This is a genomic window from Serratia sp. Ae19-1, assembly GCF_059801225.1.
On record NZ_JBCHWD010000010.1, the window covers coordinates 105,497 to 123,591 of the forward strand.

Annotated in this window: 23 protein-coding genes; 7 read left to right on the top strand and 16 right to left on the bottom strand. The window is 60.1% G+C overall.

Going from position 1 to position 18,095, the window contains the following annotated elements:
• Positions 1–79: 79 nt before the first annotated feature.
• Both AAIE04_RS22855 and ytfE read left to right on the top strand, forming a co-directional pair.
• On the top strand, positions 80–2,032 hold the full coding sequence (locus tag AAIE04_RS22855; protein WP_498577721.1) for a bifunctional 2',3'-cyclic-nucleotide 2'-phosphodiesterase/3'-nucleotidase: 1,953 nt from the start codon (positions 80–82) through the stop codon (positions 2,030–2,032).
• Between the two features lie 113 nt (positions 2,033–2,145).
• Entirely contained in the window at positions 2,146–2,811 is a 666-nt protein-coding gene (gene ytfE / locus AAIE04_RS22860) for an iron-sulfur cluster repair protein YtfE (protein WP_019453367.1), read from the top strand.
• A gap of 43 nt (positions 2,812–2,854) precedes the next feature.
• Here ytfE and bamJ read toward each other — a convergent pair whose 3' ends face one another.
• A complete protein-coding gene (bamJ, locus tag AAIE04_RS22865) occupies positions 2,855–3,475 on the bottom strand; it encodes a BamJ family beta-barrel-assembly machinery protein (protein ID WP_004933618.1) in 621 nt (206 codons plus the stop codon).
• A gap of 267 nt (positions 3,476–3,742) precedes the next feature.
• Between bamJ and AAIE04_RS22870 the strand changes: the two genes are divergently transcribed.
• Positions 3,743–4,411, top strand: coding sequence for an OapA family protein (locus tag AAIE04_RS22870; RefSeq protein ID WP_154747207.1), 669 nt, complete (start codon positions 3,743–3,745; stop codon positions 4,409–4,411).
• Positions 4,412–4,414: 3 nt separating this feature from the next.
• On the opposite strand, the gene AAIE04_RS22875 is transcribed toward AAIE04_RS22870, so the two are convergent.
• From AAIE04_RS22875 to rpsF, 5 genes are all read right to left on the bottom strand, one after another.
• Positions 4,415–4,768: a DUF488 domain-containing protein gene (locus AAIE04_RS22875; RefSeq protein WP_019453369.1), complete on the bottom strand. Its 354-nt coding sequence runs from the start codon at positions 4,766–4,768 to the stop codon at positions 4,415–4,417.
• 111 nt (positions 4,769–4,879) lie between these two features.
• Entirely contained in the window at positions 4,880–5,332 is a 453-nt protein-coding gene (gene rplI / locus AAIE04_RS22880) for a 50S ribosomal protein L9 (protein WP_004933629.1), read from the bottom strand.
• A gap of 39 nt (positions 5,333–5,371) precedes the next feature.
• Entirely contained in the window at positions 5,372–5,599 is a 228-nt protein-coding gene (gene rpsR, locus AAIE04_RS22885) for a 30S ribosomal protein S18 (protein WP_000135199.1), read from the bottom strand.
• A gap of 4 nt (positions 5,600–5,603) precedes the next feature.
• Positions 5,604–5,921, bottom strand: a complete 318-nt coding sequence (gene priB / locus AAIE04_RS22890; protein ID WP_049233092.1) for a primosomal replication protein N — start codon at positions 5,919–5,921, stop codon at positions 5,604–5,606.
• A gap of 8 nt (positions 5,922–5,929) precedes the next feature.
• A complete protein-coding gene (gene rpsF, locus AAIE04_RS22895) occupies positions 5,930–6,328 on the bottom strand; it encodes a 30S ribosomal protein S6 (RefSeq protein WP_004933634.1) in 399 nt (132 codons plus the stop codon).
• A gap of 236 nt (positions 6,329–6,564) precedes the next feature.
• Between rpsF and AAIE04_RS22900 the strand changes: the two genes are divergently transcribed.
• Together AAIE04_RS22900 and AAIE04_RS22905 are read left to right on the top strand one after the other, a co-directional pair.
• Positions 6,565–6,786, top strand: a complete 222-nt coding sequence (locus AAIE04_RS22900; protein ID WP_498057670.1) for a hypothetical protein — start codon at positions 6,565–6,567, stop codon at positions 6,784–6,786.
• Positions 6,783–7,049 carry a YdgH/BhsA/McbA family protein gene (locus tag AAIE04_RS22905; RefSeq protein WP_063918018.1) on the top strand — a complete coding sequence of 89 codons (267 nt, stop codon included), beginning with the start codon at positions 6,783–6,785 and terminating at the stop codon, positions 7,047–7,049. Before AAIE04_RS22900 ends, AAIE04_RS22905 begins: the two co-directional genes overlap by 4 nt.
• Before the next feature lie 103 nt (positions 7,050–7,152).
• Here AAIE04_RS22905 and AAIE04_RS22910 read toward each other — a convergent pair whose 3' ends face one another.
• Positions 7,153–7,527 carry a hypothetical protein gene (locus tag AAIE04_RS22910; protein ID WP_100219130.1) on the bottom strand — a complete coding sequence of 125 codons (375 nt, stop codon included), beginning with the start codon at positions 7,525–7,527 and terminating at the stop codon, positions 7,153–7,155.
• Between the two features lie 122 nt (positions 7,528–7,649).
• Positions 7,650–8,402: an esterase gene (gene yjfP / locus AAIE04_RS22915; RefSeq protein WP_498577722.1), complete on the bottom strand. Its 753-nt coding sequence runs from the start codon at positions 8,400–8,402 to the stop codon at positions 7,650–7,652.
• A gap of 126 nt (positions 8,403–8,528) precedes the next feature.
• Here yjfP and bsmA point away from each other — a divergent pair, with 126 nt between their 5' ends.
• Positions 8,529–8,837 carry a biofilm peroxide resistance protein BsmA gene (gene bsmA / locus AAIE04_RS22920; RefSeq protein WP_498577723.1) on the top strand — a complete coding sequence of 103 codons (309 nt, stop codon included), beginning with the start codon at positions 8,529–8,531 and terminating at the stop codon, positions 8,835–8,837.
• A gap of 123 nt (positions 8,838–8,960) precedes the next feature.
• Positions 8,961–9,236 (top strand): YdgH/BhsA/McbA family protein, encoded by a 276-nt coding sequence (locus tag AAIE04_RS22925; protein ID WP_498577724.1) that lies wholly within the window; start codon positions 8,961–8,963, stop codon positions 9,234–9,236.
• Here the strand turns inward: AAIE04_RS22925 and AAIE04_RS22930 are convergent.
• From AAIE04_RS22930 to hflC, 8 genes are all read right to left on the bottom strand, one after another.
• A complete protein-coding gene (locus AAIE04_RS22930) occupies positions 9,233–9,631 on the bottom strand; it encodes a DUF350 domain-containing protein (protein WP_015376394.1) in 399 nt (132 codons plus the stop codon). The two genes, AAIE04_RS22925 and AAIE04_RS22930, sit on opposite strands and share 4 nt — an antisense overlap.
• A gap of 66 nt (positions 9,632–9,697) precedes the next feature.
• Positions 9,698–11,326 (bottom strand): isovaleryl-CoA dehydrogenase, encoded by a 1,629-nt coding sequence (locus AAIE04_RS22935; RefSeq protein ID WP_019453375.1) that lies wholly within the window; start codon positions 11,324–11,326, stop codon positions 9,698–9,700.
• Between the two features lie 116 nt (positions 11,327–11,442).
• Positions 11,443–12,174 (bottom strand): 23S rRNA (guanosine(2251)-2'-O)-methyltransferase RlmB, encoded by a 732-nt coding sequence (gene rlmB, locus AAIE04_RS22940; protein WP_063991626.1) that lies wholly within the window; start codon positions 12,172–12,174, stop codon positions 11,443–11,445.
• A gap of 61 nt (positions 12,175–12,235) precedes the next feature.
• Complete coding sequence (rnr, locus tag AAIE04_RS22945) at positions 12,236–14,710, bottom strand: ribonuclease R (RefSeq protein ID WP_049201413.1); 2,475 nt, start codon at positions 14,708–14,710, stop codon at positions 12,236–12,238.
• A gap of 59 nt (positions 14,711–14,769) precedes the next feature.
• Positions 14,770–15,195 carry a nitric oxide-sensing transcriptional repressor NsrR gene (gene nsrR, locus AAIE04_RS22950; RefSeq protein WP_015376391.1) on the bottom strand — a complete coding sequence of 142 codons (426 nt, stop codon included), beginning with the start codon at positions 15,193–15,195 and terminating at the stop codon, positions 14,770–14,772.
• A gap of 233 nt (positions 15,196–15,428) precedes the next feature.
• Complete coding sequence (locus AAIE04_RS22955; protein WP_025159583.1) at positions 15,429–16,727, bottom strand: adenylosuccinate synthase; 1,299 nt, start codon at positions 16,725–16,727, stop codon at positions 15,429–15,431.
• A 98-nt stretch (positions 16,728–16,825) separates the two neighbouring features.
• Positions 16,826–17,026, bottom strand: coding sequence for a DUF2065 domain-containing protein (locus AAIE04_RS22960; protein WP_004933666.1), 201 nt, complete (start codon positions 17,024–17,026; stop codon positions 16,826–16,828).
• 63 nt (positions 17,027–17,089) lie between these two features.
• A complete protein-coding gene (hflC, locus tag AAIE04_RS22965; RefSeq protein WP_004933669.1) occupies positions 17,090–18,094 on the bottom strand; it encodes a protease modulator HflC in 1,005 nt (334 codons plus the stop codon).
• Between the last annotated feature and the right edge of the window lies 1 nt (position 18,095).

An 18,095-nucleotide genomic window follows, 5' to 3' on the forward strand; every position in this document is an offset into this window, starting at 1 on the left:
CACAGTTTGCTGTGGCAAGCAATGTTAATTACATTTCCCTCTGCGATAACACTCGAATAATGGAATGGAGAGACCCCCAATGATGAAGCATCCACTGAGGCTGTCCGCGCTTGCGCTGCTGGTGTGCGCCTCGGCGCAGGCGGCGACCGTCGATCTGCGCGTGCTGGAAACCACCGATCTGCACAGCAATATGATGGACTTCGATTACTACAAGGACACCCCGACCGACAAATTCGGCCTGGTGCGCACCGCCAGTCTGATCCAACAGGCGCGCCAGCAGGCCACCAACGCGGTGTTAGTGGACAACGGCGACATCATTCAGGGCAGCCCGCTCGGCGACTACATGGCGGCCAAGGGGTTGAAGCCGGGCGACGTGCACCCGGTCTACAAGGCGATGAACACCCTGGACTATGTGGTCGGCAACATCGGCAACCATGAGTTCAACTACGGGCTGGATTACCTGAAGAACGCCATCGCCGGCGCCAAATTCCCGTATATCAACGCCAACGTCCTCGACGCCAAAACGCAAAAACCGCTGTTCACGCCGTACATCATCGTCGATACGCCGGTGAAAGACCGCGACGGCAAGGCGCATACGCTGCGCATCGGCTACATCGGCTTCGTGCCGCCGCAGATCCTGGTATGGGACAAAGCTAACCTGCAGGGCAAAGTGACGGTGGACGACATCACCGCCACCGCCAAGCGCTATGTGCCGGAAATGCGTAAACAGGGCGCCGATCTGGTGGTGGCGATCCCGCATTCCGGGCTGTCTAGCGAGCCTTACAAGGCGATGGCGGAAAACTCGGTCTATTACCTCAGCCAGGTGCCGGGCATCGACGCCATCATGTTCGGTCACGCCCATGCGGTGTTCCCGAGCAAGGACTTCGCCAACATCAAAGGCGCGGATATCGATAAGGGCCTGCTGAACGGCATACCGGCGGTCATGCCGGGCCAGTGGGGCGATCATCTCGGCGTGGTCGACCTGCAGCTCAACAACGATGGCGGCAGTTGGAAAGTGACCGCCGCCAAAGCGGAAGCGCGGCCGATCTACGACAAAGAGAACAAGAAATCGCTGGCGGCTGAAGACGCCGCGCTGGTGAAAGTATTGGCGGACGATCACAAGGGCACGCGCGAGTTCGTCAGCCAGCCGATCGGCAAATCCGACGGCAACATGTACAGCTATCTGGCGCTGGTGCAGGGCGATCCGACGGTGCAAATCGTCAACAATGCGCAGAAGGCCTACGTCGAACATTACATCCAGGGCGACCCGGATCTTGCCGATCTGCCGGTGTTGTCGGCGGCGGCGCCGTTCAAGGTCGGCGGCCGCAAGAACGATCCCGCCAGCTTCGTCGAAGTGGAAAAGGGCCAGCTCACCTTCCGCAACGCCGCCGATCTCTATCTCTATCCCAATACGCTGGTGGTGGTGAAGGCCAGCGGCAAAGAGGTGAAAGAGTGGCTGGAGTGCTCCGCCGGTCAGTTCAACCAGATAGACGTCAATAACGCCAAGCCGCAAGGATTGATCAACTGGGACGGCTTCCGCACCTATAACTTCGACGTGATCGACGGCGTCAATTACCAGATCGACGTCAGCCAGCCGGCGCGCTATGACGGCGAATGCCAGTTGATCAACGATAAGGCGGAGCGTATCAAGCAGCTGACCTTCAACGGCAAGCCGATCGATCCGAACGCCACCTTCCTGGTCGCCACCAACAACTACCGCGCCTACGGCGGCAAATTTGCCGGTACCGGCGACCAACATATCGCCTTCGCTTCGCCGGATGAGAATCGTTCGGTGCTGGCGGCCTACATCAGCGCCGAAACCAAACGGCGTGGCGCAGTGCATCCGCAAGCAGACAACAACTGGCGTTTGGCGACCTTCAGCAGCAAGCAGCCGCTGGATATCCGCTTCGAGACCTCGCCATCGGACAAAGCGACGGCGTTTATCAAAGAGCACGCCCAATACCCGATGACCGCCGAAGGCAATGACCGCATCGGATTCGCGGTCTATCGCATCGATTTAAGCGCAAAATAATCGCCAGGCCGGGGCAATCCCCCGGCCATCTTCGCTATTTTCCCGCTGGCGCGCCCTTTAAATTGCATTTAAAATACATGTTATAAAATTCCTTCGTTTAAAGAGGCACTACCATGGATTACCGCAACCAATCCCTTGGCGCGCTCGCTATCGCCATTCCCCGGGCATCCCGTCTTTTTCGCCAACACCAGCTGGATTTCTGCTGCGGCGGCCGACAGTCGCTGGAACGCGCCGCCGAGCGCAAAGGCCTGGATATCGACAGATTGGAGAACGAACTGGCCGCTCTGGCCGCCACGCCGGTACAAAACCGTGACTGGCGCACGGCCCCGCTCGATGAAGTGATCGACTACATTCTGCCGCGCTTTCATCAGCGGCACCGAGAACAGCTGGCCGAACTGGTGCTGATGGCGGAAAAAGTTGAACGCGTGCACGGCGACAAACCCGCCTGCCCGCGCGGGTTGGCGAAGCAGCTGAACCTGATCCGCCTGGATCTGGAGAATCACATGATGAAAGAGGAGCAGATCCTGTTCCCGCTGATCAAACAGGGGATGGGGCCACAGGCCGCCGGACCTATTTCGGTGATGGAACATGAACATGACGAGGCGGGCGAGCAACTGGAGGTGGTGAAGTTCCTCACCGATAATGTCACGCCGCCGGAGGGCGCCTGCACCACCTGGCGAGCGCTGTACAACGGCATCGACGAGTTCATCGGCGATCTGATGGAACACATCAGTCTGGAGAACAATCTGCTGTTCCCGCGCGCGCTGCGCGGCGCATAAAACAAGGGCGCCGCGAAGGCGCCCAGAGCAATCCTCGGTGGGATTACAGGATTTCCAGCAGCTCGACGTCGAACACCAGCGCGCTGAACGGCGGGATGGACGCGCCAGCACCACGCTCGCCATAGGCCAGGTTGTGCGGGATATACAGCTGCCATTTGGAGCCGACCGGCATTAGGGTCAGCGCTTCGATCCAGCCTGGGATCACGCCGCTGACCGGGAATTCCGCCGGCTGGCCGCGCTCAACCGAGCTGTCGAACACGTCGCCGTTGATCAGACGACCGGTGTAGTGCACACGCACGCGATCCTGACGGGACGGGATTGGGCCGTTGCCCTGCTCCAGCACGGAGAACTGCAGGCCGGACTCGGTCAGCGTCACGTCGTCGCGTTTGGCGTTGTCGTCCAGGAACTTCTGGCCTTCAACGGCCATCGCCTGCTGGCGCTCGCGGCGCACCGCGTCTGCACGCTCATGGATTTCACGCAGCGCACGGTGCACCACGTCTACCGGAACCGCCGGGGCATTCCCTTCCAGCGCGTCACGCAGACCCGCCAGCAAAGCTTCCGGTTGCAAACCTTCCAGCCCGGACTCTTGCAGCTGCTGGCCGACCTGTAAACCAATCCCGTAACTTGCTTGCGCTTCAACGCTGTCAAAAGAAGGGGTTGTCATGGGGTTTTCCTTAAGTCTGTAAAAAGTCGAAAGCGCAGCATAACAGCGCGTCAATGCCGGGTAAAATCTTGTGTGGAGAATGATGACTTTTGTCGTAGAAAAAGAAACAATAACCTTCTGTTAACGCCCGCAGCCGCAAACCTCGGCTCTGCCGCTCAGCCGCCTTTCACTTCAATCAGTTAGCGGACTATACTGAAAGCAGGATATCGGGCAGGCGACGCGTTTGTCGCGCCGCGCTAATTATTACGCCGTCGAAGAGAGGTCACCATGGGCAGAATCGCGCCCAGGAGAAGGAAAACCACCCGCATCTACCAGCCGCTGCTGCGCACCTGGCTGAACGTCAGCCAGCGCCTGAAACCGGGCGCCGCACCAGCGTCTGAAGGCGCGGAGCCGCCATCGGAACCGCCGTCGGCCAACGACAAAATGCAACAGGTCAAAGCGCTGCTGGCCAAAGTCTGGCATCTGCCGGACGGTTTCCATTGGATGGAGCCGCTGCCCTACTTCCACCGCCGCTGGGTGCTGATCTTCGGCATCATTCTGCTGTTGGCGTTGCTGTGGCCTTACTCGCCCGAAAGACAGCCGTTCCCGGTATCTCAGCAGGAAACCAGCGTGCCGCTGCAGGCCGAACTGCAAAACGGCGGCACCACGTCTGCCAACGAAACTGCGCCGGCGGGCAACTGGCAGCGTTATCAGATCCAGCCCGGCCAGACGCTGGCCCAGCTGTTTCGCGACAACAACCTGCCGGTGAATGAAGTGTTCGCCATGGCGCAGGTGGAAGGCGGCGACAAGCCGCTGAGCAACATGAAAGCCGGCCAGGAAGTGCGTATCGAACGCGACGCCAACGGCGTGATTAACGCGCTGTCGGTCACCACCGCAGACAACAGCCAGGTGCTGTTCCGCCGCCAGGCCGACGGCAGCTACCGCCGGGAACGCTAATCCCTACAGCTGCGCCAGCAGAAACTCGCGCAGCACCACGCCCTGATTGTGCTCGGTATCCTTGCTGCCATACAGCAGCGTCAGCGCCTCCCCCTGCCGCAACAGCGCCACCAGCGGCCGCCAGGCATCGTTGGCCACCAGCTGTTGGCGGTAACGCGCCTCAAAGACCGCCCACTGGTCGGTATGCTGATGGAACCACTTGCGCAGCTCGTCATCCGGCGCCACCTGTTTCAGCCACTGCACGCCCGCCAGCCTTTCCTTGCTGACGCCTCGCGGCCATAGCCGATCTATCAGATAACAATGCGCCGGCGCCGGCGCGCTGAAGTCGTAAACCCGTTGCAGAGTAATCTTTGCCATCGCACGCTCTCCTTTTCATCCCGAGTTCAAGCGTAGCGCGTTTTGCCGGGCGCAGAAAAGCAAAACGCCAGCGTGAGGCTGGCGTTTTAACCGGGTTAACAGCAGCGTAAATTACGCTTCTGCAACCACAACTACATTCAGCTGTGCGAACACGTCGCTGTGTACCTGGAAGTGCACTTCGTGCTCACCAGTGGTACGCAGAACGCCGTTCGGCAGACGAACTTCGCTCTTGGCAACTTCAACGCCTGCCGCAGTCACTGCGTCAGCGATGTCGCGGGTGCCGATAGAGCCGAACAGTTTACCTTCGTCGCCAGATTTGGAAGCGATGGTCACTGAACCCAGTTCGTTGATCTTGGTTGCGCGAGCTTCAGCAGCAGCCAGAACGTCAGCCAGTTTGGCTTCCAGTTCAGCACGGCGTGCTTCGAAGAACTCAACGTTTTTCTTGGTAGCAGGAACAGCTTTGCCCTGTGGTACCAGGAAGTTACGAGCGTAGCCCGCTTTAACGTTAACTTGATCACCCAGGCTGCCCAGGTTTGCTACTTTATCAAGCAGAATAACTTGCATTACCTTATCCTCTCAAAGTCGTTAATGGACAGTGGCCGATTACTGATGACGATCAGTGTACGGCAACAAAGACAGGTAGCGCGCGCGCTTGATAGCACGGGCCAGCTGGCGCTGATATTTTGCACGAGTACCGGTGATACGGCTCGGTACAATTTTACCACTTTCGGTGATGTAGTTTTTCAGCGTAGCGATGTCTTTATAGTCAATCTCTTGAACGCCTTCCGCGGTGAAACGGCAGAACTTGCGACGACGGAAATAACGTGCCATTTGGCTAGTCTCCAGAATCTATCAATTCAATCTGCTCGGCATGCAGAACCAATTTGCTCAGCCCGTTGCGCCCTTGATGGCAGCTTACAAAGCCTTGCACGGTAATCTGACTGCCGACCGTTAATCTTTGAGTTAGTGCTTGTGACTGTTGTCCGCTGACAACCACGGGCATTCGGCACCATGCTTGTCTGCTGAATCCGGCTTCCATCTGCTGCGAACGGTGCTCTAGCACAAATTGGCAGTGTGGTATCCCGGAAGGACTCACTTTTCGAACCGGCGCCTTGCACACAGTGCCCGACAAAACCAGACGATTAGCCGTCACGGCGGCAATTACTCTTCAGAATCCCCAGCATCTGCATCATCTGCGGTTTCGTTAGCGAAGTCTTCGCGGCGATCGCCACGACGTTCGTCTTTCGCTTTAACCATCGGAGATGCTTCAGTTACCGCGTGCTTAACGCGCATAACCATGCTGCGGATAACGGCGTCGTTGAAGCGGAAGTTAGTTTCCAGCTCATCGATCGCTTCCTGCGGCGCTTCAACGTTCAGCAGAACGTAGTGAGCCTTGTGCAGTTTGTTGATCGGATAAGCCAGCTGACGGCGGCCCCAGTCTTCCAGACGGTGAATCTGACCTTGCGCGTTAGTGATGGTAGCACTGTAACGCTCGATCATGCCCGGAACCTGTTCGCTTTGGTCAGGATGGACCATAAAAACGATTTCGTAATGACGCATCGAATTGCTCCTTACGGATTATTCAGCCTCCTGTCAGGGTCAACCGCGGCCCATGGAAGCAAGGAACGTGTTTAGTGTGCGGCTGAAAAATGACGCGTAATCATACTGACGCAGGGCGGGAAACTCAAGGACTGCGTGGGTTTTATTCGCGTTAATGCGAGGCGCCATGGGAAATAGCACGATTTGCTCGTGGGTGAACCTATGTACGCCGATCCATCGGTTTCAAAAATCTTTCAATGAAATCAGCGCTGAGTCACAGATCTATTTCATTTTTTTTGAAAAAGGTCATCAAAACGCCCCGCTTTTTAATCCGCCGCAACGGACTAAAATTAACCATATCCGCCGCAGACAGCGCGACGAAAAAGATTCCAGGTTATTCAATGCAGATAAATGACTTTTTGCCGCAGCGACACTCGCTGTCAGGCCGTAACGGCAAGAAGTTAAGAGAGGCACTATGAAACGCATCATGCTCGCGACGGCGCTGGCCGCCCTGTTCTCCGCCAATGTAATGGCCGCGACGGAGATCACCTCGCACCAGGCCGATCAACGCCAGAGCGTCGGCTTCGTCACCCTGAACCAGAACGTGGTTTCGCCGGATGACGCCACCAGCCAGGTCAGTAAAATCGCCGATCAACGCGGCGCAACCTCTTATCGCATCATCGCCCTGCACGAACCGGGCGACAACAGCACGATGCACGTCAGCGCCGAGCTGTACCGCTAAAGAGACATGCCACGCCAGGGAAATCCCCAGGGCTTCACCAGAGAGCCCGTTAAGTCCACTCAGGAGCGCCGCACGTTGGGCGCTCCACTTCTTTCCACGCCAATCAGAGCTTGAGCAACGCCGGCGCGCTGAGCGCCTTGCCCGGATTGTGCAACTGCAACGCCATCCGCAAATAGTGGGTGCGCGTTTGCAGCAGCTCGGTACTTTCCGCCAGGGTCGCCCGCTGCTCGAAAGAGAGCGCCCCCGCCGCCGCAGTGTGAGTGGCCGCTGCTTTCGGCGCGAAAGAGAACAGTGCCGTCATGTTTTGCACCGTATGCGCGGTAATGCGCGACAGCGGATTCGCCTTGTTTTGCCGCGCTTTGCCGTCGGCGGCGCCCAACAGCTCGCTGAAGGCCGCTGATTTAACCTCGGCGCGCGCTTTTATCGTTCCCATCAAACTGCGATCGGCGTCGGCCGTCTTGCTGATACCCTTTATCATGCCCTGCTCCTTGCTGCCCCAGAAAGAATTCACGCTGACATTCTCCCCTTCGGGCGGCCAAACGATGGCCGAAACAACCTGCGCAGAGCGCTGTAATTCCCTGCATCGCGCCCGGATGCGCATTACAACTCGCGGTGGAAGAAATCGGTGGTGGCGGACAGCGCCAACGGCGTGATGCGATGCTTCACCCCCGGCTCGACGAGCGACGTCAAACGGCCGTCCGCGCCTTGCCGCCGCAGTTCGGCCGCCAAACGCAGGCTGTCCGCCGCCGGCACCACGTCGTCCGTCTCGCCGTGCCACAACAGCAGCGGCCGCCCGGCGATCTGTGCCAAACGCCCCTCCAGTTCATACTCCGCCAGCACGGCGGTGCGCGCGGCATACGCCGCCGGCGAGAGCGCCTCGCCCCGTTCGCCCAACGGCGGATACAGCGTTCGCGCCAGCGAACGGTAATAACCGGAGCCCATCAGGCTGGCGGCCGCCCGGATCCACGGGAAGCGCGCGAAGGCGCCAAGCGCAGTCATGCCGCCCATTGAGGCGCCGGCGACGCCGATGCGTCCGTCGGCAATCAGGCCGAGCCGCTCAAAATGCGCTTTGACCTGCGGCAGTTCGTCGATATTGCTGCGCAAGATCTCCCAGAACGATGCCAGGCGCCGCGTCTCATCGCCGTCGAACCGCTCGCCGTGCCGATCGGCATCCGGCAGCACCGCTCGAAAACCGGCACGCGCCAGCGCATAGGCGAAGTAGGCGTACACCTCTTTCGACGAGGTATAGCCATGGCAGAAGAACACCGTCGGCAGCGGCCGATGATACTGCCCCGCCGGCACCGCATGGATCACCGCAATATCGCCCGCCCGCTCGTCATGAATTTCGATCATCCGCTCATCCTCAATCACCTGTTGGCATTCATCATGACAAACTTGCACGAAGCAGCGATAGCTCAATCTGTTACAGCTTATATTGCGTTACACTGAAGCCATCGCACCGGCGCTTCCGAGGTCACCATGACGATTGTCCGTACACTCATTAGCCTGACTCTGGCCACACAGCTTTCCGCCTGCGGCATCATGACCACCACGCCGAAACCGCCGCCGCCGCCCACCGCACAGGCGCAGGAGATCGTTCGCGCGCAAACCGCCGAGCTGGTGAAAACCGGCACCGTCACCGCCGTGGTACGCGGCAGCCCGATGGACGTGGAAGCGGAGATCCAGCGCAAGGCCACCGCCGCCGGCGCTCGTTATTACCTGATCATTATGAACAGCGAGACCGTCGTGCCGGGCCAATGGTATTCCCAGGCGATCCTGTATCGCTAAGGCGGGGATTTTTTAAGCAGATTTACACTGGCTTTGCACTGGCTGAAGCAGGGTGTTGCACACTGAGGGACAGCATGCCGCATGTTGCGGGTGTCGAATCAGGATCTGACGAAGGGGAACGCCATGAAACGCTCCACCGCACTCACCTCCCTCTTGCTTTCCATGGGGTTGCTCAGCACCGGCGCACAGTCCGCCGAGCTGGCGCCCGCCGATCGCGTGACGCCGCTCAGTGAAATCGCCGAGATCACCTTCAACGATCTGCCCGGTTCACCGCAGGAGGCGGAACTGGCCATCGCCCGCACCGCCGGCCAACACGGCGCCAGCTATTACCGCATCCTGCGCATGGAAGAGCAGGCGCACCCGCCTGGCTGGCGCGCCTCGGCGATCTTATACCTTTAGTAGCTCATGCAAGCCGCATTCAACACGCCGCCGCTGACGGAGACGCCCCCCAGGAAAATCCCGGCGGCCAGATGGTTCGCTTCGATCTTGTCGCTGATGCGCGGCATGTAGATCTTCACGGCCGCGAACAGCAGCAGTTGCACCACCAGCGCCACCACGCCCCACAGCAGGTAATCCAGCAGGCTGATCGAGTTGATCGCCGCGCTGGCCAACGGGATCACATACCCCAGGCAGGCACCGATGAAAGCAAAGGCGGCGGATTGATTATCGGCCTTGATCAGCGCCCATTCGTCGTGCGGAGTGATACGGGTATAGACGAACAGAAACACCAAAATCATGGCGAAACCGCTGAAGAAGTAAGAGGCGAACGCCGCCAACGCGCTGAGAATATCCATGTGCATTTTCCTGTCAGAGTGAGGCTGAATTAAAAAGGTTTTCGCCGCCGCGCGCCACCCTTTTCCCTAGCCGCCGATGGCGCGGTTCAACAGCAGCTCGCACACCTCGGCCGACAGCAGGCTCTCACCGCGGTGATCCAGCGTCAGGTGACACCAGGCATCGGCGATCTGCGGGCTGGCGTGCTGCAGCAGCTGCGCGGCGCAGCACAGATCGAACAGCTGCTGGGTCAGCAACCGCCCCATCTCCTCACTCGGTTGCCGGGCGCGCTGCTGCCACTGCCGCCAGGCATGATCGAACAGCCGATTCTGACCACGCACCGGCTGCAGCTCGAACTGCAACATCTCGAGCGCGCCCGGCAGCTTGTGCAAGCTGCGCAGCACGTCCAGGCACATGATGTTGCCGGAACCCTCCCAGATGCTGTTGACCGGCATCTCGCGGTACAGACGCGGCAGTTCGCTCTCTTCGCAGTAGCCGATCCCCCCCAGCACCTCCATCGCCTCGGCGATGAACGGCATGCCCTGCCGGCAGATGCTGTATTTGGCCGCCGGCGTCAGCAGGCGGCTGTAGATCAGCTCGCCCTCATTGCTGCGGCTCTCCCAGGCGCGGGCCAGTCGGAACAGCAACGCGGTATGGCCCTCCAGCCGCAGCGCCATGCGCGCCAGAACCTGGCGCATCAGCGGTTGTTCGATCAACAGCTTGCCGAACGCCTGCCGCTGCAGCGCATGATACAGCGCCACCGACAGCCCGCGGCGCATCAGGCCGTGGCTGCCCAGCGAGCAGTCGAAACGGGTCAGGCCGCCCATTTTCAGGATATGCCGCACGCCGTCGCCCTCATCGCCCAGCAGCCAGGCGGTGGCATCCTGAAACTCCACCTCGCTGCTGGCGTTGGAGCGGTTGCCCAGCTTGTCTTTCAGCCGCTCCAGGCGAATGGCGTTGCGACTGCCGTCCGGCAAAATGCGCGGCAGGAAGAAACAGGACAACCCGCCTTCGGCCTGCGCCAGCACCAGGTGCGCATCGCTCTGCGGCACCGAGAAGAACCACTTGTGCCCCACCAGCCGGTAGGCTTCGCCCGGCCCGCGCACGCCTAAGGGCGTGGCGGTGGTGGTATTGCTCAAAACGTCGGAGCCGCCCTGCTTCTCCGTCATGCCCATGCCGATCAGCAGGCCGCGTTTTTGCCCGCCCGGCAGCAGATGAGCGTCATAACGATCCGACAGCAGCGGCGTCAGCCAGGAGCGAAACTCAGCCGGTAACGTCTGCAGCAACAGCGGCGTGGCGCCGAAGGTCATGGTCACCGGGCACAGGGTGCCGGCCTCGACCTGAGCATGCAGCATAAAGCGCGCGGCGCGGGCTACGAAGGAACCGATGCGCGCATCCTCCTGCCAGGGCAGGTTGTGCACCCGGTTGGCGATCAGCCCCTGCATCAGGATATGCCAGGCGGGATGAAAGCGAACGTCGTCCAGCCGCTGGCCGGTGGCGTCGTAGCGCAGCAGCTCAGGCGGGTTGGCATTGGCCAGCCGCCCCAGCTCCAGCGACTCCTGAGTGCCGAGCTGCTGGCCCAGCGAGGCCAATACCTCGGCGTCCCAACCGCCCTGCTCGCGCTGCAACGCTTCGCGCAGCGGCGTATCGGAGAGAAACAGGTTGCTGTTGCCCAGCGGCTTAGGTTGGTTAAAAACGGTGTGCGTAGTCCAGACCATGAGAGTGCTCCCTGAAAAAAGCGTCAGGGGTAAGTATGGTCGGCGCAGAGATTTCTGCCGCAGGCGGGATCACAAGAGGGGGAATTAACGGGGGCTCGCGGCCCCCGTCAGGAGAATCAGCCGCGCTGACGCACCGCTTCGAACAGGCAGATGCCGGTGGCGACCGACACGTTCAGCGAAGAGACGGTCCCGGCCATCGGGATGCTGATCAGCTCGTCGCAGTGTTCACGGGTCAGGCGGCGCATGCCTTCGCCTTCCGCGCCCATCACCAGCGCCATCGGGCCGGTCATTTTGCTCTGATACAGCGTATGGTCGGCTTCACCGGCAGTACCCACCACCCAGACGTTCATTTCCTGCAACAGACGCAGCGTGCGCGCCAGGTTGGTCACGCGGATCAGCGGCACGTTTTCAGCCGCGCCACAGGCCACTTTCTTGGCGGTGGCGTTCAGCTGGGCGGAACGATCACGCGGCACGATCACCGCGTGCACGCCGGCGGCGTCGGCACTGCGCAGGCAGGCACCGAGGTTATGCGGGTCGGTCACGCCGTCCAGCACCAGCAGGAACGGCGTCTCCACGCTTTCCAGCAGGCCCGGCAGATCGTTCTCCTGATACTGACGCCCTTCGCGCACCCGGGCGACGATCCCCTGGTGCACCGCGCCTTCAACCTTGTCATCCAGCCATTGGCGGTTCGCCACCTGAATAACGATGCCGGTCGCTTCCAGCTCGGCGATCAGCGGTTGCAGGCGGCGATCTTCGCGGCCTTTCAGAATAAACACTTCCAGGAAGCGTTGCGGGTCGCGCTCTAACAGGGCTTTGACGGCGTGGATGCCGTAAATAATTTCGCTCATGATGCTCTTTTAAATTCGTGCGGCCGGCGATAACCGGCCGATGGTAACGATGTGCGGCAGGTTAGGCCTGCTCGGCACCTTTCTTCTTGGCTGCGCGTTTGGCTTTGGTCGCCGCCGCGATTTTCCGCGTTTTGTCGGATGCCTTCTTGGCCTTCTTCTTCGCCTTCTTCACCTTGTCGGCGGGCTTGGCGTCATCCTGCTTGCGGAAGGCGCTGTCCGGCTCGAAGTTGGCCGGCGGTTTGCCGCCGCGGCGCTTGCCGCGCCCTGCGCTACCGTTGTCGCGCAGCGTACGCTGGCCGCCTTTCTTGGCGCGATCGCGCTCGGTTTTGCCTTCACCGCGCGCTTTGCGGGTGCTGGACACCAGCGCGAAGTCGATCTTGCGCTCGTCCATATGCACCGCGTCCACGCGGATCTCCACCGTATCCCCCAGACGATAGACCGTGCCGGAAGACTCGCCGATCAGGCGCTGGCCGATATTATCGTAGCGATAGTAATCATTATCCAGCGTTGATACGTGCACCAGCCCGTCGATGAACAGATCGTTCAGGCGCACGAAGAAGCCGAAGCCGGTCACGCTGGAGATGATGCCGCTGAACACTTCACCGACGTGATCCTGCATGAAGTCGCACTTCAGCCAGTCGGCGACGTTGCGCGTCGCTTCGTCCGCGCGGCGCTCGGTCATCGAGCAGTGTTCGCCCAGCTGCAGCATCTCTTCGAATTCGCTGTGCCAGCCGCCGGTCGGCGTCCAGCGCTCTTTCGGCTCGCCGTGTTCTTTGGCCAGCTGATATTTGATGGCGCGGTGCAGCGCCAGATCCGGATAACGGCGGATCGGCGAGGTGAAGTGGCCGTAAGACGCCAACGCCAGGCCGAAGTGACCGCGGTTTTCCGGATCGTAAATCGCCTGCTTCATCGAGCGCAGCAACATGGTTTGCAGCATTTCGTGATCAGGGCGCTCGGACACTTCATCCATCAGCACCGCATAGTCTTTCGGCTGCGGCTTGTTGCCGCCGCCCAGCGTCAGCCCCAGCTCGCTCAGCACGCTGCGCAGCGCGGAGATATGGTCGTCGCTTGGACGATCGTGCACGCGATACAGCGCCGGCTCGTTGCGTTTCTCGACGAAGCGCGCGGCCGCCACGTTGGCCATGATCATGCACTCTTCGATCAGCTTGTGGGCGTCGTTGCGCACCGTCGGTTCCACGCGCTCGATGCGACGTTCGGCGTTGAAGATGAACTTGGCTTCTTCGGTTTCAAACGCGATGCCGCCGCGCTCGGCGCGCGCCTTATCCAGCACCTTGTACATGGCGTGCAGCTCTTCCAGGTGCTTGACCAGCGGATGGTAATGCTCGCGCAGCTCCTGGTCGCCCTGCAGAATGTGCCACACCTTGTTATAGGTCAGGCGGGCGTGAGAGCTCATCACCGCCTCGTAGAATTTGGCCGTCGACAGGCGCCCCTGGGCGGAGATGGTCATCTCGCACACCATGCACAGGCGATCGACCTGCGGGTTCAGAGAGCACAGCCCGTTGGACAGCACTTCCGGCAGCATCGGGATCACCTGCGACGGGAAGTAGACCGAGTTGCCGCGGCTGCGCGCTTCGTCGTCCAGCGCGGTGCGCGGACGCACGTAGTAGCTGACGTCGGCGATCGCCACCCACAGGCGCCAGCCGCCGCCGCGTTTCTTCTCACAGTACACGGCGTCATCGAAGTCGCGCGCGTCCTCACCGTCGATGGTGACCAACGGCAGCTTGCGCAGATCGACGCGGCCCTTCTTGGCCGCTTCCGGCACCTGCTCGCTGAGATCGGCCACCTGTTTTTCCACCTGCGGCGGCCAGGTATGCGGGATCTCATGGGTGCGCAGCGCGATGTCCACCGCCATGCTGGTGCCCATTTTGTCGCCGAGGATCTCGACGATCTTGCCGACCGCCTTGGTGCGGCGAGTCGGACGCTGAGTCAGCTCCACCACCACCATAAAGCCCATGCGCGCGCCGCTGACGCTGTCCGCCGGGATCAGAATATCAAAGCTCAGACGGCTGTCGTCCGGCACCACGAAGCCGGTACCGGCGTCCATGAAGAAACGGCCGACGATCTGACTGGTTTTCGGCACCAGCACGCGCACGATGCGCGCCTCGCGGCGCCCTTTACGGTCTGCGCCCAGCGCCTGCGCCAGCACCACGTCGCCGTGGATCGCCATTTTCATCTGTTCTGCGGACAGGTACAGATCGTCTTTGCTGCCCTCAACGCGCAGGAAGCCGTAGCCGTCGCGGTGGCCGATCACCGTGCCGCGCAGCAAATCCAAACGTTCCGGCAGCGCGTAGCACTGGCGGCGGGTAAACACTAACTGGCCATCGCGCTCCATGGCACGCAGGCGGCGGCGCAGCGCTTCCAGCTGCTCTTCGCCGCTGAGGCCCAGTTCATTGCCCAGTTCTTCGCGGCTGGCCGGCGTTTCTCGTTTCGCCAAATGGGCCAGGATATATTCACGGCTGGGGATGGGGGATTCGTATTTTTCTGCTTCTCGTTCCAGGAATGGATCTTGTGACATTGCGGTTCCTCCGTTGTCATCAGCAGGATGACGTTGAGCCTTGTCTTCTCAACGTCGTTTTATTCGACAAGCAATAGCTTGTAGAGCGGCGGATTGTCTTCGACCATGTCGGCCAACGTATGCTTATCCAGCTCTTCAAGGAAATTCTGTACGCCCTGCTGGAGCACCTGCTTCAGTCGGCAGGCAGGGGTGATGTGGCAAAACTCGCTGCTGCAGTTAACCAGCGCAAGCGGCTCCAGCGCCCGCACTACGTCGCCGAGGCGAATGCTCTCGGCCGGTTTGCCCAAACGGATGCCGCCATGCTTGCCGCGCACCGCCGTGACAAAACCCACCCGGCTCAACTGATTGATGATCTTCACCATATGGTTGCGAGACACACCGTAAACCTCGGTCACTTCCGAGATGCTGGTCATCTTGTCCTGCGGCAACGAAGCCATGTAGATCAACGCCCGCAGGCCATAATCAGTAAAACTTGTTAACTGCACATCTTACCTCTGGGTATCACTTTACCCGTCTGATACGCCGCTTTTCGGCGCTATTCAAAAGATTACTCATTGGATAATAAACCAGCCGGAGAGTTCGTCGCTAATTATTTAGCGAATCCCGCGCCCTAAGGCGGGTTTATGAAAGGATTTTTTGACGTGAAACCGCAATCGGAGGGAGTCAGGATAAAAACAAACCGGGACGCGCCCGGTTTGTTTAGTGCCGCAAAGCCTGATTATGCGTCGAACGGGTCGCGCAGGATCATGGTTTCGCTGCGATCCGGGCCGGTAGAGATGATGTCTACCGGTACACCGGTCACTTCTTCGATGCGCTTGATGTAGTTCAGCGCAGCCTGAGGCAGCTTGCTGTGCTCTTTCACGCCAAAGGTGGTTTCGCTCCAGCCCGGCATGGTTTCGTAGATAGGCTCAATGCCTTCCCAGCCTTCTGCCGCCAGCGGAGTGGTGTCCACTTCGCGGCCGTCCGGCATGCGGTAGCCCACGCAGATCTTCACTTCTTTCAGGCCGTCCAGGACGTCCAGTTTGGTCAGGCAGAAGCCGGACAGGGAGTTGATCTGCACCGCGCGACGCACCGCTACGGCATCCAGCCAGCCGGTACGACGACGACGGCCGGTGGTGGCGCCGAACTCGTTACCCTGCTTGCACAGGTACTCGCCGGTTTCATCGAACAGTTCGGTTGGGAACGGACCTGCACCCACGCGAGTAGAGTAAGCTTTCACGATGCCCAGCACGTAGTCCACATAACGTGGGCCAATGCCGGAACCGGTAGCTACGCCGCCTGCGGTGGTGTTGGAAGAGGTCACGTACGGATAGGTGCCGTGGTCGATATCCAGCAGGGTGCCCTGAGCGCCTTCGAACATGATCAGATCGCCACGCTTACGCGCGCCGTCCAGCAGTTCGGAAACGTCAACCACCATGGCGGTCAGGATGTCGGCGATAGACAGCACATAGTCCAGCGTCGCCTGATAATCGACGGCTTCAACTTTGTAGTAGTTGACCAGCTGGAAGTTGTGGTAATCGACGATCTCTTTCAGCTTAACGGCGAAGGTTTCTTTGTTGAACAGGTCGCCGACGCGCAGGCCGCGACGAGCCACTTTATCTTCGTAAGCCGGGCCGATGCCGCGACCGGTGGTGCCGATCGCTTTCGCGCCGCGCGCTTTCTCACGCGCGTTATCCAACGCAACGTGGTAAGGCAGGATCAACGGGCAAGCTTCAGACAGTAACAGACGTTCGCGTACCGGGATGCCACGCGCTTCGAGTTCACCCATTTCTTTCATCAACGCGTCCGGCGCCAGAACAACACCGTTGCCGATGATGCTGGTGACGTTTTCACGCAGAATACCTGAAGGAATTAAATGAAGGACGGTTTTTTCACCGTTGATTACCAGAGTGTGGCCAGCGTTATGGCCACCTTGGTAGCGCACAACATATTGAGCCCGTTCAGTCAGCAGGTCTACAACCTTGCCTTTACCTTCGTCACCCCATTGGGTGCCCAGTACGACGACGTTCTTACCCATTTTTCAAAATCACCGATTGCTTAAAAATGGATTCTACCACCGTAATTTTCGATTTTCAGCACTTTTAGCATACGATTGCATAAATTTTGGGCTAGACTTTAAAGACCCGTGCGGCCGCTCAACATGTAGTAGATCACGCAGCCCGCAACCACTATTCCACCGCCAAATCGCCGCAGCGTCGCGTCCGGCAGCTGCGACATCGCCACAATCATTTTGCGCCAGGCCTGCGGAAACAGCATCGGCCCCAATCCTTCCAGTACCAGAACCAGCCCAAGCGCCAGCCAAATCGTTGAGTTCATGCATCCCCCAAAAACGAGAAAGGGCCCGCGTAAACGGGCCCTCGTTCAGATTGCCTGCCGCGCTTATTTGCGCAGGGTATCAGGCGACTTCATGTAGCGGAAGAAATCGCTGTCCGGGCTCAGTACCAGCACATCCTGGTTGTCCTTGAAGCTGGCTTCATAGGCGCGCAGGCTGCGGATAAAGGCATAGAAGTCCGGATCCTGGCTGAACGCATTGGCGAACAGTTTGGCCGCTTCGGCATCGCCTTCACCGCGGGTGATACGCGCCTGACGCTCGGCTTCCGCCAGGGTACGGGTCACTTCGTAGTCCGCGCTGGCGCGCAGCTTCTCGGCTTCTTCCTGGCCTTGCGAGCGCAGACGACGGGCTACCGCTTCACGCTCGGCGCGCATACGCTGGTAGATGGCATCGGACACTTCGGCCGGCAGGTTGATCTGCTTGATACGCACGTCGATCACTTCGATGCCCAGCGCCGCCATGCTGTTCGGGTTCACCTGCGGCTGTTTGCCGGTGGTTTCCCGCTCAACGCGCGCCGCCGCAGAGGCGATAGCGTCATCGGCTTCGGTGGTCGCCACTTCTTCGCCGTCACCCACGGTGCCGGTGTTCAGCGCGTCACGCACGTCAGACATCAGCTTGCCGCGCGAGTCGGTCACGATGTCTTTCACATCCAGGCGGCCGATTTCGGAACGCAGACGGTCGCTGAACTTACGTTTCAGCAGCACTTCAGCCTGGGAGACGTCGCCGCCGCCGGTCGCCAGATAGTAACGGCTGAAATCGCTGATGCGCCACTTCAGATAGGAGTCGACGATCAGGTCTTTCTTCTCGCTGGTCACGAAGCGATCGGCCTGGTTGTCCATGGTCTGGATACGCGCATCCAGGTTCTTCACGGTCTCAATGAACGGGATCTTGAGGTGCAGACCCGGCGCATACACCAGCGGCTTGTTTTCGCCGTCGCGCAGAACCTTGCCGAAGCGAAGCACGATGCCGCGCTGACCTTCCTGCACCACGAACAGCGAAGCGTACAGCACCACCAGCACCGCGAGGACAATAACTACAAAAGACTTACGCATT